The organism is Mesosutterella multiformis (genome assembly GCF_003402575.1).
GTDB classification, from domain to species: Bacteria; Pseudomonadota; Gammaproteobacteria; order Burkholderiales; family Burkholderiaceae_F; genus Mesosutterella; species Mesosutterella multiformis.
The window spans coordinates 627,056-644,622 of the sequence record NZ_BGZJ01000002.1 but is presented as its reverse complement, the minus strand read 5'-3'; the positions used below and the strand labels follow the sequence as shown (position 1 = coordinate 644,622).

The 17,567-nt window shown below is 57.7% G+C and carries 18 protein-coding genes; 6 read left to right on the top strand and 12 right to left on the bottom strand.

Annotated features, from left to right (window positions below):
• Positions 1–205: 205 nt before the first annotated feature.
• Entirely contained in the window at positions 206–856 is a 651-nt protein-coding gene (gene leuE / locus M4NBBH2_RS11375) for a leucine efflux protein LeuE (protein WP_116271067.1), read from the bottom strand.
• Positions 857–915: 59 nt separating this feature from the next.
• The gene (locus M4NBBH2_RS11855) at positions 916–1,077 is read right to left on the bottom strand and encodes a hypothetical protein (protein ID WP_160117808.1); all 162 of its coding nucleotides are present in this window, start codon (positions 1,075–1,077) and stop codon (positions 916–918) included.
• 611 nt (positions 1,078–1,688) lie between these two features.
• On the opposite strand from M4NBBH2_RS11855, the gene M4NBBH2_RS11370 reads away from it, so the two are divergent.
• Positions 1,689–2,672: an alpha/beta hydrolase gene (locus M4NBBH2_RS11370; protein WP_116271066.1), complete on the top strand. Its 984-nt coding sequence runs from the start codon at positions 1,689–1,691 to the stop codon at positions 2,670–2,672.
• Between the two features lie 68 nt (positions 2,673–2,740).
• On the opposite strand, the gene M4NBBH2_RS11365 is transcribed toward M4NBBH2_RS11370, so the two are convergent.
• The gene (locus M4NBBH2_RS11365; RefSeq protein ID WP_116271065.1) at positions 2,741–3,754 is read right to left on the bottom strand and encodes a LysR family transcriptional regulator; all 1,014 of its coding nucleotides are present in this window, start codon (positions 3,752–3,754) and stop codon (positions 2,741–2,743) included.
• 154 nt (positions 3,755–3,908) lie between these two features.
• On the opposite strand from M4NBBH2_RS11365, the gene M4NBBH2_RS11360 reads away from it, so the two are divergent.
• Both M4NBBH2_RS11360 and M4NBBH2_RS11355 read left to right on the top strand, forming a co-directional pair.
• A complete protein-coding gene (locus M4NBBH2_RS11360) occupies positions 3,909–5,849 on the top strand; it encodes a flavocytochrome c (protein WP_116271064.1) in 1,941 nt (646 codons plus the stop codon).
• A gap of 123 nt (positions 5,850–5,972) precedes the next feature.
• On the top strand, positions 5,973–7,112 hold the full coding sequence (locus tag M4NBBH2_RS11355) for a porin (RefSeq protein WP_116271063.1): 1,140 nt from the start codon (positions 5,973–5,975) through the stop codon (positions 7,110–7,112).
• Positions 7,113–7,257: 145 nt separating this feature from the next.
• On the opposite strand, the gene M4NBBH2_RS11350 is transcribed toward M4NBBH2_RS11355, so the two are convergent.
• Both M4NBBH2_RS11350 and M4NBBH2_RS11725 read right to left on the bottom strand, forming a co-directional pair.
• Positions 7,258–8,148, bottom strand: coding sequence for a DMT family transporter (locus M4NBBH2_RS11350; RefSeq protein ID WP_116271062.1), 891 nt, complete (start codon positions 8,146–8,148; stop codon positions 7,258–7,260).
• Positions 8,149–8,475: 327 nt separating this feature from the next.
• A complete protein-coding gene (locus M4NBBH2_RS11725; RefSeq protein WP_124944356.1) occupies positions 8,476–8,694 on the bottom strand; it encodes a hypothetical protein in 219 nt (72 codons plus the stop codon).
• Positions 8,695–8,819: 125 nt separating this feature from the next.
• On the opposite strand from M4NBBH2_RS11725, the gene M4NBBH2_RS11345 reads away from it, so the two are divergent.
• Together M4NBBH2_RS11345 and M4NBBH2_RS11340 are read left to right on the top strand one after the other, a co-directional pair.
• Positions 8,820–9,116 (top strand): helix-turn-helix transcriptional regulator, encoded by a 297-nt coding sequence (locus M4NBBH2_RS11345; protein ID WP_116271061.1) that lies wholly within the window; start codon positions 8,820–8,822, stop codon positions 9,114–9,116.
• Between the two features lie 54 nt (positions 9,117–9,170).
• Positions 9,171–9,428 (top strand): helix-turn-helix transcriptional regulator, encoded by a 258-nt coding sequence (locus M4NBBH2_RS11340; RefSeq protein ID WP_116271060.1) that lies wholly within the window; start codon positions 9,171–9,173, stop codon positions 9,426–9,428.
• Positions 9,429–9,557: 129 nt separating this feature from the next.
• Here M4NBBH2_RS11340 and M4NBBH2_RS11335 read toward each other — a convergent pair whose 3' ends face one another.
• From M4NBBH2_RS11335 to M4NBBH2_RS11315, 5 genes are all read right to left on the bottom strand, one after another.
• The gene (locus M4NBBH2_RS11335) at positions 9,558–9,926 is read right to left on the bottom strand and encodes a cytochrome c3 family protein (protein ID WP_116271059.1); all 369 of its coding nucleotides are present in this window, start codon (positions 9,924–9,926) and stop codon (positions 9,558–9,560) included.
• Between the two features lie 3 nt (positions 9,927–9,929).
• Positions 9,930–11,726, bottom strand: a complete 1,797-nt coding sequence (locus M4NBBH2_RS11330; protein WP_116271058.1) for an FAD-dependent oxidoreductase — start codon at positions 11,724–11,726, stop codon at positions 9,930–9,932.
• Positions 11,727–12,077: 351 nt separating this feature from the next.
• Positions 12,078–12,644: a hypothetical protein gene (locus tag M4NBBH2_RS11325; RefSeq protein ID WP_116271057.1), complete on the bottom strand. Its 567-nt coding sequence runs from the start codon at positions 12,642–12,644 to the stop codon at positions 12,078–12,080.
• Positions 12,645–12,808: 164 nt separating this feature from the next.
• Positions 12,809–13,924, bottom strand: coding sequence for a cation diffusion facilitator family transporter (locus M4NBBH2_RS11320; RefSeq protein ID WP_116271056.1), 1,116 nt, complete (start codon positions 13,922–13,924; stop codon positions 12,809–12,811).
• Positions 13,925–14,022: 98 nt separating this feature from the next.
• Positions 14,023–14,754 carry a FadR/GntR family transcriptional regulator gene (locus tag M4NBBH2_RS11315; RefSeq protein ID WP_118262003.1) on the bottom strand — a complete coding sequence of 244 codons (732 nt, stop codon included), beginning with the start codon at positions 14,752–14,754 and terminating at the stop codon, positions 14,023–14,025.
• A gap of 122 nt (positions 14,755–14,876) precedes the next feature.
• Here M4NBBH2_RS11315 and M4NBBH2_RS11310 point away from each other — a divergent pair, with 122 nt between their 5' ends.
• A complete protein-coding gene (locus tag M4NBBH2_RS11310) occupies positions 14,877–15,878 on the top strand; it encodes an IS30 family transposase (RefSeq protein WP_116269340.1) in 1,002 nt (333 codons plus the stop codon).
• A gap of 87 nt (positions 15,879–15,965) precedes the next feature.
• Here M4NBBH2_RS11310 and M4NBBH2_RS11305 read toward each other — a convergent pair whose 3' ends face one another.
• Entirely contained in the window at positions 15,966–16,577 is a 612-nt protein-coding gene (locus tag M4NBBH2_RS11305; RefSeq protein WP_116271054.1) for a FumA C-terminus/TtdB family hydratase beta subunit, read from the bottom strand.
• Between the two features lie 2 nt (positions 16,578–16,579).
• Positions 16,580–17,497, bottom strand: a complete 918-nt coding sequence (locus tag M4NBBH2_RS11300) for a fumarate hydratase (protein WP_116271053.1) — start codon at positions 17,495–17,497, stop codon at positions 16,580–16,582.
• Positions 17,498–17,567 lie beyond the last annotated feature (70 nt).

Here is a 17,567-nt window from a genome sequence, read left to right as displayed (position 1 = left end):
GGTTTTATCAGTCGGTTTTCAGGCGATTATGCGCCGGATTGGCTCCCGGCCGACGCTTTTTCTCATTCTTGGGTTCTCAGATCCGGCTGCCTCCGGAACCGGGCGCAAAAAAATCCCGGAGGCTCTGATGAGCCGCCGGGAGAAGTCCACCCAATAGACTTAAATACAACAAAAACAAAAAAGAAAAGACAAACAACAAAACCAATCAGAGCGCCGCGAGCTTCCCCGCGAACCCAAGGAACAGACTCCCGAGGAGCGTGTTTCCGACTTTCGACATCAGGGGGCTGCCGCTCACAAAGCGCTGGATCGCGGCTCCGGAGAGCGCGAGTGTCGACATCCAGCAGATGCTGAACGCTTCAAGGATCGACGCCATCACGAGGTACGGGATCCAGGTGCGGTCAAACCCCGGGTTGATGAACTGAGAAAAGAACGCGACGTAGAAGAGAATCGCTTTCGGGTTCGTAAGCGACAGCACCAGCGCCGTGCGGAAGGGCTTCACGGAGTCCGGTAGCGTTTCCGGTTTCGCGTTTCCGGCCTTTTTCCCGCGGTACGTGGAAATCAGCACCGAGAGCCCGAGGTACGCGAGGTACGCCGCGCCCGCGATCCGGACCGCCGCGAAAAGCATCGGGTGCGAGGCGAGCGCCGCCGCGACCCCGAGGTACGCGAGGAAGATCAGGGCAGCGTCCCCGAGGAACACCGCGAGTGCCGCGTGGAACGCGGGCTTCGACCCGTACTGAATCGAGGTCTTGAAAACGAAAATAGAATTCGGACCCGGCGCGAGCACGAGCGCGAGAGCGAGAGCGAGAGCTCCGAGGGCATAAAGCCCGGCATTCATGACACCAAAGCTTTCCAGCATTTCTGTTTCAACCGAAAAAGTGTTTTTGAGAAAAAGAAAAAACTTTTTTGAACCGAGACTCAGGCGAGCTCGAAACCCATACGCAGACACCGCGCGGCGGCGCAGGAGGCATTCAGTCGGGTTGAAACGGCGGAAACTTCAGTGACCGGACGGAAGTGAATCCGGGAAATGTGACCGGGCGGAACCGCCGCGGCGTAAATACGGGTTGCGTCGTGAGTCATGCCTTCACCTTGGTTCAAGCGAAAACTCTTTAAGTCTGTCCGCAATCCAGAATGCGTCTTGTCGCGGGACAGCCTTGAAGAGAGGTTGTTCGAAACTAGATGCATGCAGGAGAGCAAAAACGCAGCCCCATTCTGTCTTCCAGTGTTACATACCCGCTCCCCGCGAGAATGGTGGCGGGAAGCAAGTGACGTGAATTATACAAAAATCAGCCTGATGCGGAAGGCTTAACCCGGAGCTCCCCCCGTAGATCAGAAATTCCGTTTGCCCTGCGTCAAAAGAGATATTTCCTCTTTACACGCTCAGGGGGCCCCGGGCTCCGGGACACCGGTTTCAGCAGGGGTCGGGGGGAGATGAAGAAGCCGGGACCGGGGTGGTTTGTGTGCATCCCCTCCGCGAATCCTGAGCGCTTCCCTGTCTTTTCCGTGATCGGAAGAGAGGAAATGCCGGTCTCTCTTTCAGAAAGAAAACCCCAGCGGGCCGCCAGGCGACTCCTTAAAAAAGTTTCTTTTTCCTCGGATTGGTATTAGTTTTCCTACTATGTAAAGAGAAAGCTCTTGACTTACCCCCGCCGTCTCTCCGTCCGGAGACAGCCTCGTTTGAAGGAATATCCATGCGTTTGATGAATCGTTTCGCGAAAGCCGCGGTTTTCGCTCTCTGCGCGTCCCTCATGTCGTCCTTTGCCTGGGCGGGGGCCTTTGACCTCCCGTCAGACGGCAAAATCCTCACCGGGGCGGCGCAGCAGACTTATATCAGCGGTCGGATGCATGACCTTCGATCCGGGAAGGTGAAGATCACGTTTTCCGTCACGGACGGGTGGGAGAAGCAGATGCTGAAGGCGGGTGAGGCGGATCTCGAGCGCTATGACTATCCGGCCGCGAAAACGAACCGTATCCTCCTGCAGCTGCATGGCGGCGCGTATGTGCAGAAGCTCGATGACCTCTACCGCATCACGGCGTTGACGCAGGGGAAACTGATCGGCGCCCGGACGGTCTATTCGCTCGACTACCGGGTCGCCCCCGAGGCCGTTTACCCCGCGGTGCTGGAAGAAGCGCTTGCCGCGTACCGCGGGATTCTGGCTTCCGGTGCCAGGCCGTCCGACATCATCGTGGTCGGCGATTCGGCGGGCGGAAATCTCGCGCTGGAACTCGCTCTCGCGCTGAAAGAAAAGGGGCTTCCGCAGCCCGCGGCGCTGATCCTTCAGTCCCCCTGGACCGATATGGGAACAAGCCGCGTGTCACGCGTCACGAACTTTAAGAAGGACCTGATTCTCGGAGAGGGGACGCCGTTCAGCGGCCCCGTGGTTGAGGCCGCCTACGCCGGGAAACTGCCGGTGGATGATCCCCGTCTCTCCCCCGTGAACGCCGATCTCCGGGGGCTTCCTCCGATGCTCATTCAGGCGGGCAGCTATGAAGTGTTTCTCTCTGAAATCGAGGATCTTGCGAGGAAAGCGGGGGAAGCGGGCGTCCTGACGACCCTCACCGTGTACCCCGGGATGTCACACGACTTCGCGCTCTGCCTCCCGGAACTCCAGGAGTCAATCGATTCACTCAAAGAAATCCGCGATTTCGTGAACCGGATTGACCGCGCGAAATAAACAGTTATTCGGAAAATCGAGGGTCGGGATGGATGTCACCCGCTCCATCGAGGCTTTCTTTTCCGGTTTTACTTCTCCTGCCCCAGCTTCCCGGAGACGAGTTCCTTGAGTGTTGATCGGATGATCTGCATGCCGGGGTCGGTGTGCGTTCTCACATGCCACCCCATGTAGACCGTGAGTTTCGGGGCCTTATCCGTGATCGGGAGGAAATCGAGTTTCCTCCCGTCAAACGCCATCTCCGCGGTCGCCTTCGGGACGATCGCATAGCAATCCGTTTCATAGAGGCAGAGCGGCACCGAGAGGAAAAAGGGCACCACAAGCGCGATTTTCTCGGGATCCGTCGGGTTGAACCACCCGTTCGCGGGGCTATTCGGGGCGCGGTAGCGGTCCGGCTGCGCGTTGATCAGCACCTGACGCCAGGGATCGAGATCCGCCTTATCAAGGCTCCCGAATTTCACAGCCTTTTTTGTTAATGGATGCCCCTTCCGCACAACGCAGACATAGGGTTCCGTGACGAGCGGAATGGAGCGGAGCTGCGGGTGCAGTCCCTGGCGCGCGAAGAAAACGAGATCCAGCCGATTCGCCCGGAGATCATCAAACAAATGTTCGTCCGCCTGCGTCACGTGGAAGCGGACGAGCGGCAGGCGCTTCTCAAACTCTGAAAATACCGACGCGATCCCGAGCGTAAAGGCGTTGTCGTACGTCGCGAGCCGCACGGTGCGCTTCAGATGCAGCGGATCAATCCGGTCCTCATGCTGGAGGTCTTCCAGGGTGTTCATCAGACCGAGGACGCGGGCGTAGCGCTTCTTCGCGCTTTCGGTTGGCTGCATCAGGAACCCGCTTCTCGTAAAAAGAGGGTCGTTCCAGTACGTCCTCAGCTTCGCGAGCATCCGGTTCGCGGATGAGAGGCTCACCCCCATCTGCTCCGCGGCCCGCGGGAGCGACCCCGCGCGGTAGAGCGTGAGAAAGAAGTAGAGCGACTCCGCGTCGATCCCCCGGACATAGGCGGGGAGGGCTCCGGCCGCGGTGTCCGTCTCCCGTTCTGACACTCCCTTTTTCTTCAGTACCGTTTTTTCTGACATGGAGTCACTTCGATTTCTGACATTGAGAAGAGAAGATTAACGGATTTTCAGAGAGGGAGCCGATCCCTAGAATTTTTTCCGAACCATAGAAAAGGCGGGAGCGGTTGAGAGGAAACGCTCCTTTGCCTCAGACAACCAAAGGAGAAAAGAAGAAATGACAGCCATTCAGAATTTCAGCGAACCGAAAACGCTGAAGCGGATCGCGGCGCTCGTCGTCGCGGCCGGAGTCCTTACCGCGGGGAGCGCCTCCGCGATGACGGCCGGCACCTACACGTCGACGGTCCAGGGCCGTAACGGCAATATCACGGTCGAAGTGAAGGTGAGCGCGACGAAGATTGAGAGCGTCCGCGTGACCGATCAGAAAGAAACCCCTGGGATCGGGTCGCTTGCCGTGAAGAGCATTCCGGAAGCGGTGGTCGCGGGTCAGACCGCGCAGGTGGATAACGTCTCGGGTGCCTCGATCACATCGCAGGCGCTCCGGAAAGGGATCCGCGAAGCGCTCGTGAAGGCGGGCGCGGACCGCGCGATGCTCGACCGCAAGGCGATCAGGAAGCAGTCCGCCGCGGCGCAGACGCTTGTGCATTCGGCCGACGTGATCGTCGTTGGCGGCGGCGGAGCCGGCATGGTGGCAGCCGCGACCGCGGTGCATGGCGGCGCGAAGGTGATCGTCCTTGAAAAAATGGCGATGATCGGCGGGAACACGGCGCGCTCTGAAGGCAACATGTCCGCGATGGATCCGGAACCCGAGAAGCTCCTTCCGATGACCCCGGCGGTCCGCGACATCGTGAAGAAGTACACCGATCAGAAGCCCTGCACGAAGGAAGTGGCTGAACTTCAGAAGACTGTGAAAGATCAGCTGAAGGCGCATGACGCCGCCGGCAAGAAGTACATCTTCGATTCTCCTGAACTCTTCGCCCTTCAGACGCTTGAAGGCGGTGACTGCCATAACGACCCGAAACTCGTTCTCACGATGACCCGGAACGCGACGGCCGCGATGGAGTGGCTTGAGAAGCAGTCCGATATGAAGTGGTACCACGTGCCGCGCCACTGGGTGGACGTAGGTATCGGCGGCATTTATCCCCGCGGCCAGTGGCCCCGTCAGGCGGACGGGAAGACCCCGATCTCGACCTACGACGCCTACATTTCGCCGCTCGCGGATAAGGTGACGAAGGCGGGCGGCCATATCTACACGCAGATGAAAGTGACGCAGATCGTGCGTGGGAAGGACGGCCGTGTCACGGGTGTGATCGCCGTTGATAAGAACGGCAAGAATCAGGCCTTCAATGGCAAAAACGTGATTCTCGCCGCGGGCGGCTACGGCGCGAATCTCAAGATGGTGAAGAAGTACAACAACATCAACGTGATCGCGACCTCTAACCAGCCTGGCACCACGGGTGAGGTGCTGGAAGAAGCCGTGAAGGTCGGGGCTGGACTCACCGGCATGAAGTGGATTCAGATCCATCCGCATGGGAATCCGAAGAACGGCGAACTCGAATCCGCGATCGCGGGGCGGCCCTCTGACACCCCCTACGTCAACGTGAACGGCGACCGGTTTGTGGATGAGACGGGGCGGCGTGATGACATCTCGCACGGGATCCTCGCGCAGCCTGGCCAGGTGGTCTACGCGATCTTCGATCAGAAGACCATTGATCAGAAGAAAGTGCGTGACGACCTGATGCAGATCGCGCTCGGCCACGGCTACGCCTATAAGGCGGATACCCTTTCTGACCTCGCGAAGGCGGCCGGCATCAACCAGGCCGAATTCGCGAAGACGATGGCGGCCTATAACGAGGCCTCCCGCACCCAGAACACGAAGTCGCTTCCGGTGCCGAAGATCCTGATCGGCATGCCGGTCGACAAGGCTCCGTTCTACAGCGTCCCGATCACGACGACGATCCATCACACGATGGGCGGTCTCCGGATCAATGAGAAGACTCAGGTGCTCGACGAAAAGGGCCGCGTGATCCCCGGTCTCTACGCCGCGGGTGAAATCACGGGCGGCGTCCACGGCGGCAATCGCCTTGGCCGCAACGCCCTCACGGACCTCCTTGTGTTCGGCCACATCGCCGGTATGCAGGTTAGCCCTAAGCCCTAAGCCCATAGTCCTAATTCGGGTGCATAATAGAGATACTTCGGCGGGATACCTTAGGAGAGAACCAGGGACCCGCCGGGGTGTAGCAGCAACCACCACCAAAACATTCAAGAGAAGAGAGTCATCATGCGCTTCATGCAAACTGCGGCCGCTGCGGCCATTGCTTCCGCGTTTTTCTGCGGCTCCGCCTTCGCGGAGACCCCGACCGTCACGCTGTACGGCATCGTGAATACCGGTCTTTCCTATACGCATCAGAAGACCGCCCCGGGTAAGTCCACTGACACGGTTCAGATGGATAGCGGCAACTACCTCGGGAGCCGCTTTGGTTTGAAGGGTGAGGAGAAGATTACGGATACGACGTCCGTCGGCTTCATCCTTGAGAATGGTTTCTCGAGCGACACCGGTACGGAGTCGGACGACAACCGGATCTTCGGCCGTGAGGCGTCCCTCTACGCGAAGAACACGAATTTCGGTACCCTCCGGTTCGGCCGCCTCACGCAGCTCACCGGTTCCACCGGGTCTTCCAGCATCATGGGCGGGAAGTTCTCCGCGTTCAGCACCGGCTGGGGCATCGTCTATGGCCACAACGCCGTGTTCGCGGGCAAGTTCGCGCGCTTTGATAACGTCATCAACTACTCCACCCCGACCTGGAACGGCTTTGACCTGCATCTGCAGTATTCGGGCGGCATTGATATGAAGTCCGAAACCCCGACGGGGCGTGAAAACACCGGATCCACCACCCGCTACGGCGCGATCGGTGCCCGCTACATGAAGGGCGCTTTCAGCACGATCGGCGTGGTCGATACGTATCACTACGCGAATACACCGGATGACGCGGGCTACACCGCGAACCTGAGTGTCGCCTACGACTTCAATGTCGCGAAGGTGTTCCTCGCCGGCCAGTACTTCAAGGATATGCGTTACCTCGGCAAGGCCGCGATTAACGACACGGTTTCAGGCGCCGCGGTCTTCGGCAACTCCACCGCCAAAGACGGCTGGGGCATCAACCTCGGCGCGACGGCTCCGGCTTTCGGCGGCAAGTTCTACGCCGCGGTGGGCTACATGGACGCCGATCATTCAGACGCCACCGCCGGCAAACTGAAGCGCTACACGGTGTCCCTCGGCTACGACTATTCGCTCTCCAAGCGGACCCTCGTCTACGCCGGCGCTGGCTACATGCACGACAAGTATGACGACTTCGCCGCGACCACCGTTGGCTCCGCCTATAACTACGGCGTGACCGCGGGTCTCGTCCACAAGTTCTGAAATTAGACCACTAAGAGTCATCTCTCCTTAGCAGTAAAGAGCAGCAAATTTGAAGGGCTCCTTCCAGTCCCATCCCAGGAAGGAGCCCCTTTTTTGTCCGCGTTTTACTGGTGGAGAGAAGCGTTCTGTTTCAGGGCTTCCGGCGTCAGAGCGGCGTGTGGTGAATGACGGTGGGTTTCCGGCTCATGAGCCGGTACTGGATGAGGCCGGATGCGAGCTCCGCCGCGGTGATAAGCGCGATCCCGGCCCAGGTGAGCGCCTGCGGGGTATCAGACGTGATCGCCCACCCGAGGAGCGCGGCAAACGGCACCGCGGAGAATTGAAGGGACGCCGAGAGAAGCGGTTTTCCGTGGCCCCAGCCCTGAGTCTGCGCGAGCTGGCTTCCGACCGTCGTGAGTCCGATCGCGAGCATCACAGGTTCGGTGAAGAGAGACAGCGCGGATTCCGCGGAGAAGAGACTGAACATGACGATCCCGGCCGCGAGGCACCCGATCGCGAACCAAGTGACGGTCCGAATGATGGGTTCTCCGAGAGACCCAAGTTTCCGGAGCGTAAGACCGGTCGCGGCGGAGCAGAGCCCGGAAAAGAGCCCAAGCGCGATAAAGGGGAGTGACCCGTCAGCGCCGCCAGGGCGCATCACAAGCAACACCCCGATAAACCCAGCCGCGATCGTGAGCAGCAGCCCCGGATCCGGGAAGCGCTTCAGAAGGACGCCGCGCGCCATCCCGAACGCCGCGACAAAGAGCGGCGCGGTGAAGACGAGCGTCTGAAAGAGGACGACCGACATATGCTGCACCGCGATGATATTCACGCAGAGCGCGGTGACGCCGCAGAGAATCCGGAAACACTGAAGCCCGGGGTGGCGGGTTTTGAGGCTCGTCTTTGAGACCGCCGCGATCACAAGGATCACAAGCGCCATGAAGGCGGAGCGGACAAGAAAAATGTCATAAAACGCGGTCCCCTCCGGCGCGAGCTTCACGAGCGCATAGGTGAGCGTCGTGAGAAACGTGGATAGCAGTAACCAGAAAGACTGCACGGGGAAGGGCTCCGGGGACCGGGAAGGGGATTTTTAGGACGATAGACCTAATCATAACGATGGAAAATCCAAAGTCCATGAAATGAATGAAAGGAATTGGAGAGTCTCTGCGGGAGGTCAGGAGCTGACCGTCATCTTTGCCTTTCGGCCACAGAGAAGGATCGGGTTTTGCCCGCAGAATCGGTAAAAAAGAAAATGAGAATCGGATAAATCGGTAAAAGGTCTTTAGCCGATTTGTTCGATTCGCCGAGCGGCTTTTGAGAAAACGTCACCATTTTTCAGAATTGATGACGAAAAACGCCGGCACCTTCTTATCAGCCGCGGAAATCAGGGCTCTTCAGCGTTTTTAGCGGTTTTGTTTTTAAGAGGATTGCGGTTCGCGCGATGCCGTTTCAGTCCCGAATCGGTAAAAAAGAAAACAGGAATCGGATAAATCGGTAAAAGGTCTTTTACCGATTTGACCGATTCGGGAAGAGGTCTCTCAGCCCGTGATTTTCTTTTTAGGGACCTGAATCGATAAAAGCCGGTATCGCCAGCGGCGGCCATCAGAGGTCTCCAATCGGCATAACGAATTTATCTGCGGCGTGTAGGCAGAAAGCGATTGAAATACATCATCTATTTTCGTATAAAGAAATTAAAATAGTTACTTCGTTAACGACGGAGTTCCGGATATGTATCAGATCAGCAAAAATCACATCGCAGTTCCGCCAGGAGAAACCATCAAGGAGCAGCTGGAGATTTGGGAGATCACAAAGGCCGAATTTCTCTCCCGAATGGGTATGACAGAAGATGAGATCGAGGCGCTTCTCGAAGGTGACATGGCGCTGACGCCGGACATCGCCTCACGTCTGGAATCCGCGTTATCCATTGATAAGGGGTTCTGGCTCGGGCTTGAGGGCTTGTACCGCGAGGACCTCAAAAAAGTGGAAGAGGAAAACGCCCGGATGAAGAAACGAACCCGCTCCTGAATCCCGCGGATTATGATGACGGACTCCAGCAACTTGAAACCCTGCAGAAAGAGAATGAAGGTAAAACCGATTCCCGAGAAAACCGCTCTGCCGCCCGGATCAATGATCGGAGAGATGCTTGCGATGCAGCAGATCTCGCTCTCAAGCTTTGCCTCAGCGCTTGAGATAACGGAAACCGATGCCGAGGCGCTCCTCGCGGGCGGCCTGCCGCTCACGGAAGAGATCGCGGGAAAGCTTGAGACGCTTCTCGACCTCCCAGCCCACTTCTGGCTCGGCCTTGAAGCGAGCTACCGCTCGGATCTCAAAAAATAAAGACGGCGTCAGAGACTGACCCCGCCTCCTCAGACAATTTTCCGTGTCAGAAAAAAAGAAGACCTCCATTCCGTGAGTAATCAGAGAATGGAGGTCTTCCCGTGCGGAAGAGCGTGTCAGCGTGCGGTTTTAACGCCCTTCATGGCACCCGGAACTGCTGCACTTCTGGAAATTTTCCATATGGTGACAGCCGTAGCAATAGTCTACATTCGCCGGCTTGATTTTGCTCTTATCCGGCGGAATTCCGTGATCCGTGTGACACTTGAGACAGTCCGGAAGGACCTTGCTCTTATGCGGGTTCGCGGCGAGCTTATCGATGTAGACATGAGGGTTCACCGTTTCGCCTGACGGAGCCTTGTAGTTCTTCGTCTGAGCCGCAAGGCTTTCAAGCGTGCCGCCGTGGCACTTCAGGCATTCCTCAGGCTTCGGGGCTGCCGATGCCGCGGCGCACAGACTGATGGCGGCAAGAGCCGTCAGTAAGGCAGGTATCAGGCGCATGGTTTATTTCCTCTTCGCGATCTGCTGACCGATGATGTAGCCCTGCGTCACGCAGCGGCCGAGACCGTGCTGTGAGCAGCCGCCGGCGCTTTCGCCGCCGCAGTAAAGCCCATCGATCACTTTGCCCTGGAAGTCGAGAACCTGGCAGGCCTCGTTGATCCGGAGACCGGCGTAGGAGTCATGCGCGACAAAGGTCGCCCAGGCGGCGTAGAAGGGGCCCGTCTTGATCGGGAACTTCGGAGCGGGCTTATCAAAGTCCGCGTCCTTCCCGGCCGCGACAAAGCCGTTATAGCGATCCACGGTTTCCTTCAGCACCGATCCCTTGATCTTGTACTTCTGCCAAGAGGAGGTGTTGATCTTCTCCGCGAGCTCCTCAATCGTGTCCGCCTTGAAGAAGAGGTTCGGGTCCGCGGAATTCGCGCCGATCCTCATATGCTCACGCTTCACGGCTTCAGAGTCGAAGATCGCCCACTGGGGGCCCGCGGAAAAGTCAGGAGCGGTCGATCCCTCGTTGATCTGCAGCGCCGCGTCGATATAGTTGCGGGGCTTATAAGGCTTACGGGTGGTGTTCCGCCAGTCACCGTGGACGTAAGGCTTCCCATCATTAAAGAACCCTTCATGAGACCCGTTCGGGTAGCCGTTCTCGAGCTCGTTATAGAAGCGGCGTCCGGCCTGGTTCACGATGATCGCGTTCTGCCAGTTCCGGATATAGAGACCGGTGTATTTGACGAGCGGGAAGAGGGGAGAGCGGGGCGTCCAGTGAATGTAGTTTGTCCTCACACCGACGAGCGGGCGCTTGCGGAGGCTCCCGTTCCGGTCCATCGCCTGGTTCGCCGCGCCCCAGAGCGACGCGCCGATCGCTACAGCCGCGAGTTCCCCGGACCCATCCTGAGGCGAATATTCACCCGCGGCGCAGGCGATTTCTTCAGTGAGTCTCGGATCGAAGATGCGGCGGAAGTTCACGTTCCCGGAGTTGCCGCCCGTCGCGACGACCACTGCCTTATTCGCGTGCACCGTCACTTCCTTCGCGGTGGTGTCAATGTTCCCGTCCGTGAGGAAGCTCTTCAGCGGTTCTTTCGTCGTCGGATTGATTTTCGGCGTATAGGACGCGCGGATACCGATCACGCGGCCCTTCTCATCCCGGAAGAGCTCATCCATGTGGTGATTGAGGATGAATTTCACGCCCTTCGCGCGGGCGGACTTCTCAAGACCTCTCATCAGGTCCGTGCCGCCGGCACCCGCGGGGCTTTCAGCCGACTGCCCTTCAGCCCAGATGCAGTGATGCTCACGCTTCGCGCTGAGGCCGACCGCGTGGCCGCCCACATTGTCCGGTGCCTTGTCGACAAACTTCACGCCGTTCTTCAGCAGAAATTCAAAGGTCGGAGCCTCGTTATAGGCGAGCGCGTGCTGCACCGCGCGGTCGTTATAGCGGTAGTCCGGCTGACCGCCGCTCTCCACGATGCTCCAGTCCGTCAGATCCTTGAAGAGCGTTTCCGGATCATCCTTGATTCCGTACTTCTTCTGGAAGGAGGTGCCGCCGCCAAGCGGCACATTGCCGCCAGACGTAATCGCGTGGCCGCCGATATCGTAGTTCGTATCGATCACGAGGACGGAAAGACCCGCGTCACGGGCTCCGATCGCGGCCGGGAGTCCGGTCGCGCCGGCACCGATCACGACGACATCCGCGGTGTAGTCCCACTTCTCGGGAAGCTTCTGGGGTTCCGAAGCGAAGGTCGGGGCGATAGCGCCAAACAGCGCGCCGCCGATGCTGCCAGCCAGAAATTCACGACGATTTGCCATAGTTCTCTCTCCTATTCGACAAAAACGGTGAAGGAAAAATAGGAACGAACCTATAGTTCCTGAATTCCATATTACCCCGGTGGAACTACTTAAGATCTACCTAAAATTGCTTATATTTTCGGTAATACCTATAAAAACCAGAATTTCTGTGGTCTTTTTATTTATTAATCCCTGTTGGATGAAAGCTATTGGGGCGGGAATAACGAAATTTTTGGATTTAGTAGACAAAGAAGGCCATAAAACCGCGTTTCGCGGAAACAAAAAGGGACCTCGGCAGGGTCCCTTGTCTTTGGATACGGCAAACAGTCACTCAGAGTTTTTCATTCCCGGCTGACCCCGGACTCTCCGTCCTTACCAGTCGCGCAGCTTATATTTCCCGTCCGAATCCGCGGTGAGGCTCTGTCTTGTCACCGGGTTGTAGTAGGCGGGTTTTCCGTTCACTTCGCCATTGGCGCGGAACTTGCTGTTCTTGATCATCTCTTCAAGCTTCTGCTGATTCTCTTCCGCCTGCTTTTTCAGCTGCTCCAGCTGATACTCCGGAGTCCGCGTATAGGCGGTGCCTTGGATGTAGCTTTCGTTCCAGTACCGGCGTCGCGCGGCGGTGAGGCGGACATTCTTATCGTGAATACCGCCGAATTTATCGTACGTCGTGATGGTTTCGTATTTGTCGTCGAGGCAGCAGCTTGAGGAGGGCTCCCGATACTGAATCCGGAAGTTCTTGATGCTCGCGGTGTCCCACCTCGGATAAGCGACATTCAGGTATGTCCGTTTCTCCGGGGCCGGCGCTTTGTAACCGCCCATCACGCCCCGGGCGGAATCAAGCAGCGAATACGCGTCGTAGCCCTTCGCGAGCGCGGTCTCTGCCGGCGTGAGGCTCACACCGAGCAGCGCGGCGCTTAAGAGAATCCAGGGTTTCATGACGCGGAGCCTCCATGAAGAAAAACATGCAGGTGGGATGAGGGCAGAGCGCCCAGGTATCCCTTCCTTTATCTCCATTATAAAAATAAGAACAGAGAGAATCGGTTCCGCTTCTGTACGACAGGCGTTCCGTAACGAAAGGTGTTCTCTTTTGTAATGATGCTCTATTTAGAGACCGAGACATCCACGTCCGGCGTGATCTGGAAGCTGTACTCGGGGTAAGCGGAGCGCATCTCGTCATAAATCTCGCGCAGCCCGTCCTCCGGCTTGATATCAAAACTCATCACCACATCAAACCGGATCGCTTTCTTCGCTTCATCGAGGTAGAACCCGTGGCTCTGCACAACCCAGGGGTGAGCGGCAAGGCGCTTCCGGATATCGTCCCGGATCCGTTTCGCCTTGTCGTCATGAGTGTTGTACGAATAGACGCCGACACCGGCGAGCAGCACGCCCGTTTCTTTCATCACCCGGGATTCGACGCGGCGTGTCAATGCGTCCACTTCCTTCACGGTCATCGTGTCGGGAAGCTCAAGGTGGACAGAGGCGAGATTCTTGCTCGGGCCGAAGTTATAAACCACGAGGTCATACGCCCCATGTACCTTCGGTTCCTCGCAGAGGATCTTCGTGATCTGATCGGTAACCTCGGAGTTTTCACGTTTCCCGAGGATGTCGTTCAGCGTGTCCACGATCATCCCGATACCGGCCTTGATAATGACAAGTGAGATCACCGCGCCCACATAGGCTTCAAGCGATATCCCGGTCGCGATGAAGAAAAGGGCGGAAGCGAGGACCGAGGCCGAGAGCACCGCGTCAAACATGGCGTCCGCCCCCGAGGCTTTCAGCGCCCCGGAGTTCACCGATTCCCCCTTCGCCTTAACGTAGCGCCCGAGGAAGATTTTCACCGCGATCGCGACCGCGATAATGAGGAGCGACACCGCGCTGTAGTCCGGCGTCGCGGGATTGATGATTTTCTTAACGGATTCGACGGCTGACGTGATACCGGCGTAGAGCACGAGCCCCGCGACGATGAGCGCGGTGAGGTATTCGACACGCCCGAACCCGAGCGGGTGCGCTTTATCGGGCTTCCGGGCGGAGAGCTTCGTGCCGCCGATCGTGACAATCGATGAGATCGCGTCCGTGAGATTATTCACGGCGTCGAGAATCACGGCGATCGAATTCGCGGTGAGTCCCACGGCGGCCTTGAAGGCCGCGAGAAGGACATTCACGACGATCCCGACAATCCCGGTGCGGACAATAACGGCTTCTCTATTCATGCTCATGCAGCGCCCTTCTTTTCAATCACTTCCGTATTGTCTCGGCATTGTAGCGAGCGGGGGGCGGCGTGACCAGATTTTTGGGGATGTCGGGGGAAAATCCGCTATTCAGCCGCCCCAAGCGTCTTTTCGCGCTCGGTGAGCCGCTGCTTCGCGTTCGCGAGGTGACGCTGCATCAGATTCCTGGCGTCATCCGCCCTCTGATCCCGGATCGCGTCAAAGATCGCCTGATGGAAGGTGAGCGATTCTTCCCTCCGCTCCGGGCTCCAGAGCGTGAGGCGGCGGGACGCTTCGAGGAGCTCCGCGAAGAAGTGCCAGAGAATGATGAGGAGGCGGTTCCCCGCCATCGCAGCGATTTCCTGATGAAACCGGTGAGAGGCTTCTTCAGCGGACTTCTCATCCCTAATGGAGGCATTCAGCAGGTCGAGTGACGCCTGAAGCGTCTTAAGATCCGCGTCGGTCCGGTTTTTCGCGGCGAGTTCCGCCGCGTACCCTTCGAAAAGAATCCGGAGGTCGAAGAGTTCGGAGAGGGTCGCGGCATCCGGCGGCGCGAGGAACGGCCCGATCTTCGCGAGGACTTCGCCCGGATCCGTCTTCTGCACGAAAACGCCTTTCCCCCGCACCTGTTTCACGATCCCGAGGTACTCAAGCGACTTCATCGCTTCGCGGACCGGGATGCGGCTGACGCCAAGCGACTCCGAGATATCGCGTTCGCTCGGGAGCGCGTCTCCGGGTTTATATTCGCCGGTCACGATTTTCTCGCGCCAGATCTCCGCGATCTGACGGTACAGCGTGTCGCTCTCGCGGTGCAGAGCGGGTGTGGCGGTGTCACTCATGGTTGTTACTCTCTTATTTTTTATCTGGCGAATTATCACTTCAAGTGCAAAGCCTGAGAAAAGAATAGTGGCCCATAAAGCTTCCATAATAGAGATTGTCAAGATAACTATAGAGGGAGCTCATGAGCCACTATCATCATCTTACTCTTCGGGACAGAGTATTTATTTCGGCTTTAACGATTTCAGGCAAATCCCTGTCTGAAATTGCATGTGCGATTGGGAAAAATGTTTCTACGATCTCCCGCGAACTGAAGCGAAACAAGGCTGTATCGGCCCAGGATGGGGCTTCAGCTGCCTATGATCCCTGTGCCGCGCAGGCCCGATATCAGAGACAGAGAAAGCATTGCGGAAAGAGAAACATTCTGAAGTCTGACTCGTTGCTGACAAGGATTGTCTCAAATCTGCTGGTTAAGAAATTCTGGTCTCCGGAGCAGATTCAATACCGTCTCAGAAAGGAGCTGCCGAATCTAAGGATCAGCGCCACGACAATCTACCGAGGAATCAATTCTGGCTTTCTGGATCGCTTTGTGGATGGCCGAAAGATGTCCCGACACCTGCGACACCACGGTAAAACGCGTCACCGTAAAGGCATGACCGAGAGGCGAGGAAAGATCCAGATCACTCACAGCATTGAAGAGCGACCCCTGGAAGCTCAGAACAGATCTCGCCTGGGGGATTGGGAAGGCGATACCGTCATCGGAAAAAAGGGCGGAGCCTGCCTCACGACTCTGGTCGATAGGAAGTCCGGCTTTCTCTGTGGCGGGAAAACCGCTTCCAAGACTGCGGCCGATGTGTCTGCCGTAATTGAGAAATCTCTGTCAGATAAGGATCTGCGTACGATTACCGTAGATCGCGGAAAAGAATTTTCCTGGGCTGAAAAACTGGAGAAAGATCTCAGAACCAAAGTGTATTTCTGCTTGCCTCATCATCCATGGGAGAAAGGAAGTAATGAAAATACAAACGGACTTCTTAGAGACTTTTTCCCAAAAGGAATGAGTATCGATAAAATTTCTCAGGCAGAAGTTCAGAAACGGTTCAATGCTCTGAATTTCAGACCCAGAAAACGTCTCAATTGGAAGTGTCCGGCTGAAGTCTTTTATTCAGTAACTTTGCACTTGATTTGATAATTCACCCTATAAAAAAGCCCGGCTTCTTTGGGGTGGTCCAAAGCGTTTGCCGGGCTTTCCTTTGTCCTTCCTCAGAAAGTCATTCTAAGAGGAGAACGGCGGCCAGAGCGTTTTGAGGATTTCTTCCTCAACCGCCTGGGCGTGCGCCTGCACGTCGTCATAGCGGCTCTTCCCGTAAGAGTCCATGGTGATCAGGAACGGGCCGAAATGCTTCGTCTGAAGCGGCCACATGGCTTCCGGCATCCCGCACTCGTACCAGTACGGATCCTTCGTGCCGGTCACGCCCTTCGCGAGCACCACGGCGCAGCCAGGAACCGCCTGCGCGTAGACCTGCTTATATTTCTGCATCGCCTTCCGGGTGCCTTCCGCCATGCCGCCTTTGCCGATCAGGATCTTCACGCCGATACGGCCGATGAAGTCCGCGTACGGTTCCATACGGATGGAGGTCGTGGGGCCGATCACGGAGAGATACCAGTGACCCGCCTCATCCTTCTTCATCACGGGGCCGGCGTGGAAGATCGCCGCGCACTTCAGGTCCTCGGGGAAAGGCTTTCCTGCTTCATCCAGCGCCTTAAGCCGCAGGTGCGCCTGATCGCGCGCCGTACAGACCTGGCCATTCAGATAAATGATGTCGCCGACATGCAGCTTCTCAATCGTCTCGTTATCAACGGGGAGCGTCAGTTCATACACTGCCATTTTTATTCTCCAACCTGAAAGAGTTCTTCCGTGTGACCGTCCGGGTAGAAGCGGATGCCGAAGCGCCGCGCGACCCAGCAGTGGAAGTTGATGACGACAGGGAGAATGGCGGTGTGGGTGGAAGCCCAGCCGATCTTCACGGCAAGCGCCGACGTGTCGCCGCCGATGCCCGCGGGGCCGTTCCCGAGCTTATTGATGTCAGCGAGCAGCTCCTGCTCAAGTTCATCAAAGAGCGGATCCGGGTTGTGGTCAAGCCAGTTGCGGGTCGAGATGGCTTCACGCGAGAGCTTCGCCGCGACGTCCATCTGGCCGCCGAGACCGATACCAAGCGAGAACGGCGGGCAGGGGTAGCCGTGGGCGCCCACCTGGCCCCGGGCTCCGGTGACCGTGTCAAGCACCAGCTGCTTCAGGCCCTTGAAGTCTTTCCCGAGCGTCGCGGGCGTCAGGATCTTCGCGACATTCGGAAGCTCCGCGCCGCAGCCCTTCGCGCTCACGATGATTTCGCAGTAGGGGAGGTCCTTCTCGTAGCGGAGCTCGTAATTCGGAACGCCGCGGCCCGTGGAATCGCCCGGGTTGAAACGGGTGAGCGGATGCACGATCGAGGGGCGGATGTAGCCCTGCTTCGTCGCGTCGACGACGGACCGCGTGATGTTATCGATGAGGTTCGAGAGGTTCGGCTCATAGGCTTCGCCCCAGCGGATCCAGACAGACGGGTATCCAGGCGACTGGCACACCGGCTTATCCTCGATCCCGGCGAGGCGTTCGTTCTCCACCATCGTTTCGAGGAACGTCTTCGCCGCGGGGTTCGTTTCCTTCTTCGCTGCTTCCGTGAGCAGGTAAAGGACGTCCGGCGAAATGCGGGTGCACATCTTGTGAGTCAGGTCGAAGACCTGCTCGTACGGCAGTTCTAATTTAGCCATAGTGTCTCTTCTAGTTGGTTATGAGGCTTGTCAGCGGAGCTGAGAGGAGGTGTGTGACTCCGGTCAGCGT